Origin of the sequence: Nitrosovibrio sp. Nv6 (genome assembly GCF_900110495.1) — a bacterium.
Taxonomy (GTDB): Bacteria; Pseudomonadota; Gammaproteobacteria; order Burkholderiales; family Nitrosomonadaceae; genus Nitrosospira.
Genome location: NZ_FODX01000001.1, coordinates 200,790 through 212,800, shown reverse-complemented (window position 1 = coordinate 212,800; position 12,011 = coordinate 200,790). Strand labels below are relative to the sequence as shown.

Annotated in this window: 12 protein-coding genes and 2 tRNA genes; 7 read left to right on the top strand and 7 right to left on the bottom strand. The window is 51.7% G+C overall.

Going from position 1 to position 12,011, the window contains the following annotated elements; genetic code table 11:
- The first annotated feature begins 261 nt into the window (after window positions 1-261).
- Complete coding sequence (locus BMX66_RS01035) at window positions 262-420, top strand: DUF3309 family protein (RefSeq protein ID WP_090877527.1); 159 nt, start codon at window positions 262-264, stop codon at window positions 418-420.
- A gap of 2,045 nt (window positions 421-2,465) precedes the next feature.
- Complete coding sequence (locus BMX66_RS01020) at window positions 2,466-3,206, top strand: tyrosine-type recombinase/integrase (RefSeq protein WP_158593356.1); 741 nt, start codon at window positions 2,466-2,468, stop codon at window positions 3,204-3,206.
- A gap of 70 nt (window positions 3,207-3,276) precedes the next feature.
- On the opposite strand, the gene BMX66_RS01015 is transcribed toward BMX66_RS01020, so the two are convergent.
- From BMX66_RS01015 to BMX66_RS00990, 6 genes are all read right to left on the bottom strand, one after another.
- Window positions 3,277-3,350: transfer RNA gene (locus BMX66_RS01015), tRNA-Cys, on the bottom strand.
- A 140-nt stretch (window positions 3,351-3,490) separates the two neighbouring features.
- Window positions 3,491-3,565, bottom strand: a tRNA-Gly gene (locus BMX66_RS01010).
- Window positions 3,566-3,634: 69 nt separating this feature from the next.
- On the bottom strand, window positions 3,635-4,207 hold the full coding sequence (gene pgsA / locus BMX66_RS01005; RefSeq protein WP_090877518.1) for a CDP-diacylglycerol--glycerol-3-phosphate 3-phosphatidyltransferase: 573 nt from the start codon (window positions 4,205-4,207) through the stop codon (window positions 3,635-3,637).
- 219 nt (window positions 4,208-4,426) lie between these two features.
- Window positions 4,427-6,244 (bottom strand): excinuclease ABC subunit UvrC, encoded by a 1,818-nt coding sequence (gene uvrC, locus BMX66_RS01000; RefSeq protein ID WP_090879632.1) that lies wholly within the window; start codon window positions 6,242-6,244, stop codon window positions 4,427-4,429.
- Window positions 6,245-6,252: 8 nt separating this feature from the next.
- Window positions 6,253-6,441 (bottom strand): tautomerase family protein, encoded by a 189-nt coding sequence (locus BMX66_RS00995; RefSeq protein WP_090877516.1) that lies wholly within the window; start codon window positions 6,439-6,441, stop codon window positions 6,253-6,255.
- A 2-nt stretch (window positions 6,442-6,443) separates the two neighbouring features.
- Window positions 6,444-7,133, bottom strand: coding sequence for a uracil-DNA glycosylase (locus BMX66_RS00990; protein WP_090879629.1), 690 nt, complete (start codon window positions 7,131-7,133; stop codon window positions 6,444-6,446).
- A 55-nt stretch (window positions 7,134-7,188) separates the two neighbouring features.
- Between BMX66_RS00990 and efp the strand changes: the two genes are divergently transcribed.
- From efp to BMX66_RS00970, 4 genes are all read left to right on the top strand, one after another.
- Entirely contained in the window at window positions 7,189-7,758 is a 570-nt protein-coding gene (efp, locus tag BMX66_RS00985; protein ID WP_235001360.1) for an elongation factor P, read from the top strand.
- 406 nt (window positions 7,759-8,164) lie between these two features.
- Complete coding sequence (locus BMX66_RS15515) at window positions 8,165-8,395, top strand: hypothetical protein (protein ID WP_158593355.1); 231 nt, start codon at window positions 8,165-8,167, stop codon at window positions 8,393-8,395.
- A gap of 155 nt (window positions 8,396-8,550) precedes the next feature.
- A complete protein-coding gene (locus BMX66_RS00975) occupies window positions 8,551-8,886 on the top strand; it encodes a hypothetical protein (RefSeq protein WP_090877511.1) in 336 nt (111 codons plus the stop codon).
- Window positions 8,887-9,362: 476 nt separating this feature from the next.
- A complete protein-coding gene (locus BMX66_RS00970; protein WP_090877509.1) occupies window positions 9,363-9,740 on the top strand; it encodes a hypothetical protein in 378 nt (125 codons plus the stop codon).
- Window positions 9,741-9,896: 156 nt separating this feature from the next.
- On the opposite strand, the gene BMX66_RS00965 is transcribed toward BMX66_RS00970, so the two are convergent.
- Window positions 9,897-10,832: a DMT family transporter gene (locus BMX66_RS00965; protein WP_255398738.1), complete on the bottom strand. Its 936-nt coding sequence runs from the start codon at window positions 10,830-10,832 to the stop codon at window positions 9,897-9,899.
- Between the two features lie 162 nt (window positions 10,833-10,994).
- Here BMX66_RS00965 and BMX66_RS00960 point away from each other — a divergent pair, with 162 nt between their 5' ends.
- On the top strand, window positions 10,995-11,954 hold the full coding sequence (locus BMX66_RS00960) for a tetratricopeptide repeat protein (RefSeq protein WP_090877507.1): 960 nt from the start codon (window positions 10,995-10,997) through the stop codon (window positions 11,952-11,954).
- Window positions 11,955-12,011 lie beyond the last annotated feature (57 nt).

The following is a 12,011-nucleotide window of genomic DNA, read 5'->3' as shown; positions in this document are numbered from 1 at the left end:
GGAAGAGGTCGAGCGACTGCTTAGGCGCGCGAAAAGCCTCACCCTTCTTGAAACAAAGTCAGATGGATCATAGCAATACTCTGCACCCCACCGCCTCGTGCCGACTGCTCAACCTCTTCTGAATAAACGCCAGCCCTACCCTATCACCCCATACGCCAACCCTTCAATTATTGCCTCGATCGTATTTCGTTTGCCACCGAACAGATAAAACTCGTCAAAAGAGCATAATAAAAACGTCAAATCAAAACGAGGAGAATCAAAATGACTCTCGGAACGATTCTTATAATTGTGCTGATACTTGCCTTGGTGGGTGCGATTCCAAGATGGGGTTACAGCAGCGGCTGGGGTTATGGACCGAGTGGCGGTATTGGATTGGTGCTGTTAATAGTGCTTATTTTGATTTTGTTGGGGTACATCTAGCTTGCTAAGTTGAAAGCGATGCATATTGCGTGTCAGCCGACCTGATTAATTTATGTTTTTCCATCTCATCGGTCATCTCGGTCATGGATCCCATCAAGGGTTCTATAGGCCGTGCCGCGAATCTCAATCACCACCGCTCCCGACACTTCAGGTCGTACCGAATTGCCCGATACCCGATATTGGCCCCGAAGTAACACAGCAACAACATATACGCCCCTCGCCTTCCATGAATTCCGGAACCCAGCGCCTGGAATATCCTGCTCATCATCACTGTAACATTCTCAGGCTTCATCATTCCCCCGAACCTCGCTGCAATGTATTCCCGGCAAGCTGGATCCTCTAACGGTTCTGCTATTCCAATAATCGCAGCAGCCTGAGCATGTTGCTCATGCACCGATAAGTGCGACAGCAAAAGATTTTAACCGGATCGCCGCGGAGGGCCGCACATTGCGTTGACGCTCGACAGTTTTACGATCGGTGTTGCCGAAACCTGATATGCCCAGGCAAGGGCGCTGTGAGCGCTATGAAACATTGCGTAATCCTCCACGTTTAGCTATGCGTACGAGTTCCCGCAAGTGAATTGACCGGCTGGCTATAGTAACGATCCTTGCGCTGCCGTTTTGGTTGCGGTTTCGGCGCAGGCTGGGATTGATGGTGTGAGCGAGCAATAAGGCCATCGCAAATATCTTCTGGCGATCGGTACATCCAAGATGAGAGAATGGCCGTTTTCATTTCCGCTCTATCTCCCTGATAATTATCCCGTGCACGCAAGGATTAAAGGTATCAATGTCAACGACCCGGGCTGCAACGACTCGATCACAATAAATACCAGGGCAAACAAACTCATCCAGGACGAAGTTTTCATCGTTTACGCATCCTGTTGATTACGCCAGAACGCTGGGCCATGCGCTTGATAGAGCGCTCTTGGTTGCGCTTGGACTCCCCGAGCGGCGGTATTTGAGAAGGCGAATTGAGGAAGACGAGGAGTTGTTCGGTTTGCCGAGAGAATTGACTTGTGAAGCCAATCGATACCGATAGAACACGGGTAAATAACCTGGATATTTGCCACTACTGCGACACACTGTTAACTAAGGCGTATGAAAGAGATCATTTCCCTGTTCCAGAAAGGCACGGCGGAAGAGATATAGTTAAAACGTGTATTCCCTGTCATGACTTAAAAGATAGATTCAGATTTGAAAAATGGCCCGCGGCATTGATCAGAAATCTTGAAAGAGATTTGGGACAGTATCTGAACATTTTGGATTCCATCTGCGGATGATTATCGCATTCGCAAACGACGATATGCTTGATGTTTATCTGCTACGAGAATTTAGTGAGACATGGTCTGAATTTGAGAGAACGCGCGTCGCACACTGGCCGAGGCTCGGTCGGGAAGCGAGAATTTTACTTGCGAAACTCTCTTTTCTGCTTCAAGACATAGAAAAAGAGACGATGAAGTGAACGCGTATGACGAATCCTCAAACCCGAAGAGGTTACGGCGCTAACCGGCAGAGCCCAGCGTTCGGCACAAGTTCAATGGCAAGGATAACGATTGGCGGCACGGATTGAACGCGGCGAATGATCCTGTAATCGGACGTTGGTATGCCAGAATGAAACTGGCCGGCGTTGATCTATCCCATATGGCACCTGGGAGATTGCCAGACTTTACCCAAGTGAGATAGTCTATGAGGATGAAGTCAAAAATAAGAAATCTGGATTTACCATCGCGCATGGTTCGTCGTTTGCGCACGAACAAAGACGGCAGCGTTTCAGAGTACTTCTATTACGAACACCCTCGACAGCCAGGGAAAACGTAAACTAACCGGTCTCGGATATCTGACTTGCTAAAGGCAAAGATGAAATGGGCGGAATTGGAGCGGGCAGGACTCAAAGCGGCAGGGATAACGCCGGATGAGCGCAGCCTTACCGCTATTTATTCTAGGTATGTGGTGTGGGCAGAGAACCGCGAGCAGTCAGGACTATCGGTGCGCACATTTCAGGATCGGAGGAAATACTGGAAGCAGTTGCAGCCGGTATTCGGAACTATGCCGATTGATGATTTTAAACCGGAGTACATGATCCGATATTTCGACAGCAGATCATCGAACGTATCGGCCAAGAAAGAAATAAAATTCCTTTCCGTGGTATTTAGTTGGGCTCGGGCGCGTGGCTTTATGTCATCAACGAACCCCGTCACCGGCACCACCAAGCAAATGAAGGTCAAGGAAGGTCGGGATATTTACGTGACAGACGCCATGGTTGCGCTGGTGTACGAATGCGCTTCGCCAGTAATTCAGGATGCGATCGATCTAGCCTATCTAACCGCTCAGCGGCCGGCAGACGTGTTAAAGATGAGATGGGATCAGGTAAAGGATGGGGCGTTGTGGGTTGAGCAAGGAAAAACCAAGGCTCGGCTGCAGATTGATGTTGTTGGAGAACTATCGGGGCTGTTGGATCGCATCAAGTCACGGGGAGTTGTGGGTATGACCTTGCTTTGCGATCCGAAAGGGCAGCAATTGAAGCACTCCGGATACTTTCGCAGTCAGTTCAAGTTGGCGCGTGACCGAGCAGAGAAACGCGCAGCGGAACTCGGGATTGAGTTTATCCGGTTCCAGTTCAGGGATCTTCGCGCCAAGAGCGCATCTGACATGGAGAGCATGTCTAAAGCTCGGAAGTTGCTAGGCCATTCTACGGAATCAATGACTACCGAATACGTGAGGGCGAGAGTCGGAGAAAGGGTCTCCCCGGTCTTGATCTCCGGTTATGCCAAACGAGAAAAAGCGTAAAAATGGCGAAAAAGTTTCAAATATGGCGAAAAAGTTAAAAAGAAGAAGTTACGTAAGTCATTGATTTAATTGGAGGCGGGGGTCGGAATCGAACCGGCGTCCACGGCTTTGCAGGCCGCTGCATAACCACTCTGCCACCCCGCCATTGCTGTGCAACCTGAAATGGCTGCGTTTGTCATCATTGCAATGCAATAGCAAAAACTAAAAAAGGAAAACGGATTTCAGCATGGGCACATTATTTGCAAACAATAGCCTCATGCAAACGAATCCATTTTCCCTGTAACTGGAGCGGGAAACGAGGCTCGAACTCGCGACCCCAACCTTGGCAAGGTTGTGCTCTACCACTGAGCTATTCCCGCAAAAAAGCAATCTGGCATTATAAGGATGCTGTTATCTTTGTCAAGAAAGGCAAGATTTAAAGCCGGTTTTCAGCCGTGCTTCACCCCTTGCGGGATTGCGACTTTAAGGTAGTATGCCATCGACCATAGGGTCAGTATTGCTGCCAGATAAATCAGCCACGTTCCCACTTCCTGCGCATTGAAGTTTTCACCTATTTTCTCGTGATACAGCAGCAGCGGGATAGCCGCCATTTGCGATGTGGTTTTCAGTTTTCCCAGAAAGGAAACCGCCAGATTTTTTCCTTTGCCGATTTGCGCCATCCATTCACGCAAGGCTGAAATGGTGATTTCTCGACCTATGATAATGAAGGCGATCAATGCGTCGAGTCGGCTCAAGTAGACCAGCACGATCAACGCGGCGGCCACCATCAATTTGTCGGCGACAGGATCAAGAAACGCACCGAATGCCGAGGTCTGATGGAGCGCCCTGGCAAGATAACCGTCCAGCCAATCGGTGATGGCGGCAACGGTAAAGATAACCGTAGCAATCAGATTCTGCTCGGATTGGGACAACCAGGTGGGTGGAAAATAGAAAATACCTACAAAGAGCGGGATCGCAAGTATGCGCATCCAGGTAAGCACGTTGGGCAGGTTAAAAGGCATAAGATCAGAATATGCCACTAAAGATAGTCAAATAAGTGCGGGCCGCCGATTCGAATCGCCCGTTTGCCGTGCCTCGCCTGCCTTTTCCGGGCACTTCCTTGTACTTAAACAATATTCCCTTTCATCTCCGCCATATGGCTCCGGCGTTCTCGTTCATACCTGAGCCGCGATAAAGCCTGCCCGAGACTTCATTTCTGAACGTGCAACAAGTGCAACCAATCAGTGTAATTCCCTGTAAATTTTCTCTGCCAGCGCACGGCTAATGCCGTCAGCCTGCTGCAATTCTTCAATACTCGCGGTCTGTACGCCTTTCAGTCCCCCAAACCTCGCCAGAAGGCTTTGACGGCGCTTGGCGCCGATACCCCCAATTTGCTCCAGACTTGAACTGGTGCGCGATTTTCCAAGTTTGGCACGATGGCCATAAATGGCGAATCGATGGGCTTCATCTCGAATCTGCTGGATCAGATGCAGCCCGGGGTGGTCCCTTGGCAATTGTAACGGCTTTTCCGCCCCCGGGAAAATCAATTGTTCCAGGCCGGGTTTGCGCTCCTCACCTTTGGCCACGCCTAACAGATTCGCGTCATTCAACCCAAGCTCGACCAGCACTTCATGAGCCGCATTTACCTGCCCCCTCCCACCATCAATCAGAATCAGATCGGGAAGGCTTCCCTCACCCTCGGCAATTTTATAGTAGCGCCGCGAAAGGACGTCACGCATGGCGGCGTAATCATCGCCAGGTGTAATGCCGGTAATATTGTAGCGGCGGTATTCACTGTTACGCATGGCGAAGTTGTCATAAACCACGCAGGATGCGATGGTGGCTTCACCTAGCGTGTGACTGATGTCAAAGCACTCGATCCGGCCAAGTCCCGTCATATCCAGAGCTTGCTGCAAAGCCTGCAGCCGTTCCTCCTGGCTGGCCTGCCGACTCAGCATTTGTTCGAGTGCAAGCCGCGCATTCTCGGTCGCCATATCCAGCCACATGCGGCGATCCCCAATGGGATTGGCATTGATAACAACCTTGTGGCCCGATTGTTCGGCGAGCAAAGCCTGAAGTGTGTCCCGCTTGATTTTTTCCCCGACGATGATGAGATTCGGCGCGCTGCGATTGAGATAATGCTGAGTCAGAAAAGCCTCCATCACCTGGGGTGGATCATAGCCTTCCGCGTTTTGCGGAAAAAAACTCTTGTCCCCCAAATGACGTCCTCCCCTGACCATGGCAAGGTTGACGCAGACTCTTCCGCCACCGTTATTCTCGGTAACGCAGGCAACTACGTCGGCGTCCAGAGCCTTGCCGCTATCCACGAACTGTTTTTCGCGGATTTTACGTAGTGACTGAATCTGGTCGCGAAACAATGCCGCTTGCTCATACTCCTGAGAATTCGCAGCCTCCCGCATTTTTCTGCCAATGCTTTCCAGCACCTCGGTTTGCTTGCCCTGCAAGAAAAGCTGAGCATCTCTCACATCTTCCCGGTAGGCATCCGCAGTGATCAGATCGACACACGGGCCGCTGCAACGCTTGATCTGATAGAGCAGGCAAGGCCGGGTACGATTGCTGAATACGCTGTCTTCGCACGTACGAATTCGAAACACCTTTTGCAGCAGTTGTATGCTCTCTCTTACCATCCCCGCATTAGGAAAAGGACCGAAGTAATTATGCTTCTTGTCCAGTGGGCCGCGGTAAAACCCAAGGCGGGGAAAGCGATGGCCGCTCAACAGAACGTATGGATAAGACTTGTCGTCTCTAAACAGTATGTTATAGCGAGGAGTTAAAGTCTTTATTAAGTTGTTTTCGAGTAACAGCGCCTCTGCTTCAGAGCGAGTAACCGTGGTTTCGACCCCAGCGATTTGCGATACCATTAACTTGGTTCGGGGAGCCAGACCGTTTTTCTGAAAATAAGAAGAAACGCGCTTCCTGAGATCAATCGCCTTGCCGACATAGATCACCTGGCCCGCCGAGTTCATCATGCGATAAACGCCGGGTTGGGAAGGCAGACTGGAGCAAAATGCTTTGGCATCGAAAGCAGATTCTGCCAGCAAGGCGCTCAGTCCTCCTTGCCCAGCAGAGTCCCTCCTATGGCCCAACTTTCGTGTGGCAGCTCATCAAAAGCGATATAGGTGTAGGACTTCGGCTTGTTTGCGACACGCTCCAGCGTATCGGTGATTTCCTGGGCAATCTGCTTCTTCTGCTCGCGGCTGAGCGAACCCGCAATGCGGATATTGACGTAGGGCATGGTTAATCTCCAGTTTTCTGATGAAAAGCCAAATCAGTACAGATTTTGGCAAATACCTGCTCGAACATGTCGGTAGTCAAGCGCCGGGTCTGAGTATTGTAACGGCTGCAATGGTAGCTGTCATATAACGTCAAACCGTTGAGTTTCAAGGTGTCGGATGTCAAACCGGGGGGTAAGGCATGAACAGCGCCATGACCAAAACGGTAATCCCTGGACTTGAACCCCAGTGCCATAAGCGCCGCCTGATGAGCGATAGCGCCGAGAGCGAGCAACGCACTGCCTCCCCTATTTATAAAGTCAGCAATCTCCGACGAGAGATATCCGTTACATTGGCGGATCTCGCCAGGCTCCGGCTTGTTTTCCGGCGGCAGGCATTTGACCGCGTTGGTAATGCGGCATTGCATGAGCTGTAAATTGTCTTCCGGGGATGCAGAGCCTTCATGGCTGGCAAAACCAAATTTATGGAGTGTCCGATATAGTAGAATGCCCGCAAAATCGCCGGTAAAAGGTCTGCCGGTGCGGTTTGCGCCATGCATGCCCGGCGCCAGGCCGATAATCAGGAGCTTGGGCGCCGGATCGCCAAAAGCCGGTACGGGACGGGCATAATAATCGGGATAGCGGGTTTTCACCTCATCCAGAAACCCGGCCAGGCGCGGGCATTGACGGCAATCTGCCGAGAACCTTGATTGCATGGGATTATCGATAGCTTTTTGTAGTAAGATGCGCGCTTCTTGATCCATGGGAAAAATGATGGCCAAAGTTCTTGCAACCGAAATCCGCGTCGGCAACCTTATCGAATGGGACAAGCGCATTTGGCGCGTGCTGAAATGTTACCACGTCCATGTAGGCGGCCGAGGCGGGGCATTCATGCAGGTAGAGATGAAGGATATCGAAGCAGGCACCAAAACCAACCAGCGCATCCGTACCGAAGATAAAGTGGAACGCGCTTTCGTCGAGCCGCGGGATATGACTTTTCTCTACCAGGAAGGCGACAATTATATCTTCATGGATAAGGAAAACTATGAACAACTGAGCCTGTCGCAGGAATTCCTTGAGGGTCAGTATGAATACTTGCTGCCGAACACCGATGTGCAGGTCAATTTCCATAACGATCGTGCAATCGGCGTGCAGCTACCCGCCAGCGTAGTGCTGACCATCACTGACACCGAACCCAACCTCAAAGGCGCCACCGCCACCAGTTCCTACAAACCGGCCAAGATGGAGACGGGGCTTGTCGTCATGGTGCCGCCCTTCGTTCTGCAAGGTGAAAAGATCAAGATCAATACCGACAGCGGCGAATATATCGAACGTATGTAGCGCAACAACGTATCAATCCTGCCGTTTGCGCCAGGAGCTGGCAAAATCAGGACGCTTCTCGCCACGGTTTAAAAACTCAACTGGGTTCGGAAGGAAATTACGGACGGATTATCCTTGCGATTCCGTCATGCCGGGACCCGCATTGCCTATTGCAGCCTCGGTCAAATAATAGTTGAGCATGAAGCGCAAGCCTTTCCGGACCCAAATCGGCCGATACCCAAGTTTCGCGAATGCTGCCCGGAAAATCGCCAGCGGCAAAATCATTTTCGAATTTGAAATTCAGTCCATATATCCGGCCTGTTAGCGTAGTGTACGTGCGGCGCCAGTTGAAGCCGCTACGCTCCTCGCCGGTGTCCAACTGACTCACAAAGGGCGGAAATGCTGATGCCCTATCCCGACTGAAAGCGTGAACATCAAGATGGGCACGAGCATTGATACCAAGCTCAAAATTGCCATCTTCGCTTTTGATTTTCGGGCCGCCTTTGCTTTCGAAGCTAACCGCATAAGCCGGGATAATGGTCGCGCCCACGAACATTGCCAAAGCGCAGCATCTAAAAATAATATTTATGTCAATCGGCCTAAAGTTAATCAGACGGCATTTTGCATACTGAATCCTGTAGTCCGTAATGATGGATAAATTTTGATAGCTCCAGTCTCCCTGCTATCGCTGGCCCGCCTGCAGCCGCACCGCATGACACCGCATTCGTGCGATAGCGTACTGAACCATGGAGAAACGCCCCGTATCATCGCTGCCACAGCAATGTTGCTGGTTCAACAAAAAAAGGAACGGTCATGAAATTCTCTTCAATTTTAACCGCAAAATCGTTGGCATTGGCTAGCGCATTGGTATTCAGCGCGGCAGGCGCGGTGCATGCCCAGGGTTATGATTCGGATAAGAACGATGGCATGCAGAAACCCGGTGATTCCACGCAATATCCAGGCACATCAGGGGGTTCCGATTACGGTACGAGCGGAACCGACCAGCGTAGGCGCGATGACCGAATTGATGGGTCAGGCGGTGAAGGGTATGACGATCCTTATCAGGGATACAGTCGTGATCTCGGTAACGGAATGTACGACTGGACGGGTAACGACGGCACCGGCCCCAAACTCAAAGGCAGATATTAAGGGGAATTCCTACTAAGTTCCTGGCAGGAGTGCGGACTAGCTTAGCTGCATAATATCGAGAAAGACGGGGACATGAGTGATGCTGCCTCGAAGCGGAATACGAACCCGAGAAGAGCGGCTGCGCATCCCGCGCGCCCTATCGGTAGTTTGTGCGCTGCCTCCGCTGTTCCCTCGTGCAACATGCAACATCTGCCAGGAACCCGACAAAGCAGAACGCGGAACGCAAGCTCGCGTTCATCACGGTAAAACGGGTGTGCCGTCGTATCACAGACCAGATCTGCGGTGGGATAGGTAGATCTGTCTTTAAAGTCCCGCGATGAAAACTGCTCGTTTTCGATTCGCTTCCAATCAATATGAATTGGGCCGTCCGCCACCTAATGAATAATCTTCGTGTGTTACCGCACGGAAAGGGTGCGACGCGGAACGTAATCTTTCTAACACAGCAATATCGCTGGATCAAATAAGAAGGAACAGCCATGAAATTACTTTCTAAGTCAATTAAACAGCCGCTGGCGCCGATACTAGCTTTGGCCAGCACTGCGATCTTTAGCGTGGCGGGTGTGGCCTACGCCCAGTATGGCGACACTTCCGGTCAGGGTAGTTCTGCAGGGCAAAGCGGCTCTGCCGCCCAAGGTAGTTCCAAAGAAACTTTCGAGGAAGGACCATTCCCGTATGACATCCTTGAGGAACCGGTGGATACCGGGTATGTAGATCAGCAGAAACGGCTGGAGCGGGCTCACGATCCAGCATCCCCGAGCCCAGATCCCCACGTGCCGGACTTCCCTGTGGATAAAGAAGGAAAGCCGCTTAAGGATCCGATGTATCAGCAAGGTGGACCCATCGGACCCAATTAGCCTGACATGGATAAGTTGCCGCGGCATTTCAGAGGGTGGTATCCCCGAATTGCCGCGGTAGATCGTATAAACATTTTCGCCGCCCGCTTTTTACGCTGTATTCGTTTTCCGCATCCTCGCTTATGATGTAATGGCTGCGCCAGCCAGTTCTCTCATTTACGGTCCTGGCGCCGTATTGAAGTGGTCGGCTGGTGCGAGAGACTGGCGCAATCTCGTTGCGGCGATGCCTGCTATCACAATCAAGCACATGCCGAGTAACGCCAACCCTGTAACAGGATCATAAAACACTAGCACCCCATAGAAATAGGACCAGGCGATACTCAGGTACTGGAGGCTTCCATTGACGAGTATGCGACCAATTGCGTAGGCACGGGTAATCAATAGCTGTGCGAGGGTTGCCAATAAACCTACGGCGAGCAGCATCCCCATGCCTTGCGCAGTATGGACATGCCATTCGCTAAAAACTGATGTTACAAGGGCGCCAGCGGAGATGCTGGCAATCGAGAAATAAAATACTATCCGGGCCTCCGGCTCACCGGATCGGCCAAGTGCCGTCACCTGCAGGTAAGCCATCGCTGTAAGCAGACCCGACATCAGGCCCATCAGAGCGGCCCATAGCTGATCATGCTTCAAAGTGGGCTGAAGGATGCAAGCTACGCCAGCGAAACCGACGAGTACTGTGCACGCCAGGCGAGCATCCACCCCACGACCGCCGAGCAAAGCTGACCTGCAGATGAGCAGCACCGCCATCCAGATGGGGGACATATAATTCAGCGTCACCGCAGTCGAAAGCGGCAGTTCTCCTATCGCATAAAACCAAAGGCCAAGCGCGCTGACGCCGGTCAGGCTTCTCCAGAAGTGCATCGATGGCACATTAGTGCGAAGTGTCATGCGCCGGGTACGCGTCAGCAGCAACATCATCGCCGCACCCACCATGCCCCGGTAGAACACGATTTCGCCCGTGCTGTACTCCGAGGAGGCAAACTTGACACACATACCCATGGTCGCGAAAAGCAACGTCGCAGCAATCATCAGCAACGGCGCCGATATTTTTCCCTTTCTCTTCCTATTCGGAATCTCGTTAATCAACATTCAATAAGACCTGCAGGTCTCCAGGAACTCTGCCTTGGCGATATAGTCACGTATAACTCCCCCTGTAAGATATTACAGCTATCCATGCTTTCCAAACCCTAGTTAAATAGTCAATAGAGCAAACAGTTCATGCTGGGATAGTAACAATTGTGTGGAGATAGAGTGAAGCCGGACAAGCGAGAGAACCAAGTGCACTCTACCATAGCAGCGGAGAATGCTCTGCACGCCTCGGAGCAAGCCCTTGGGCCGGACCATCTCGAGGTCGCCATCGCACGTAATAATCTGGCGGTCCTGTATTATGCCGACGGTAAATATGCTGAGGCCGAAACACTTCTGGAACAAGCGCTATTGTTCTGGAAACAGAGGCACGACACATATGACCTCGATTTAGCTGCAAGTCTGAATAATTTGGCGGAGATACACCGCACCCAGGGGCGCCTCGGACTGGCCGCACCACTCTTTATGCGCGCGATGGGAATCTGCGAGAAAGTGCTGGGTCCGGAGCATCCCGATATCGCCACATGTCTCCATAACCTGGCTGCACTCTACCGCGATCAGGCGCGATACGCGCAAGCTGAGCAATTACTCAAGCGTGCGCTGGAAATTTCAGAAAAGGCATTCGGTCCCGATCATCCCGTTGTGGCAACCTCCCTCAATAATCTGGCGGAGATGCATCGCGCACAGGGGCAACTTGAAGAGGCGGCCCCTCTTCTCGCCCGGGCATTGGCAATTGGCGAGAAAGCCCTCGATCCCGATCATCCCGATATTGCAACAAGTTTAAATAATCTTGCACTGCTCCATCTCGCCCGGCAGCAGTATGCCCAAGCCGAGCCACTTCTCCGGCGTGCGCTGAGGATTTCACAAAGGAGACTCGGCTCCGATCATCCCGATGTTGCCACCACTCTTCACAACCTGGGAGCGCTTTGCTCCGGTCAAACGCAGCATGCCCAAGCCGAGCGGCTCTACAAACGCGCGCTGAGGATAAATGAAAAAAATCTTGGCCCGAATCACCCGAGCCTGGCCATAACTCTCAAGAGCCTTGCAACGCTATATCGGGATACACACCAACCAGAAAAAGCAGAGCCCCTTGAAACGCGCATCAACAATATCGTCAAAAAATAGATAGATTTCGCATTCAGCCTATATTCAATCTAACGCGTCAGTTGATATCGTTAAAAC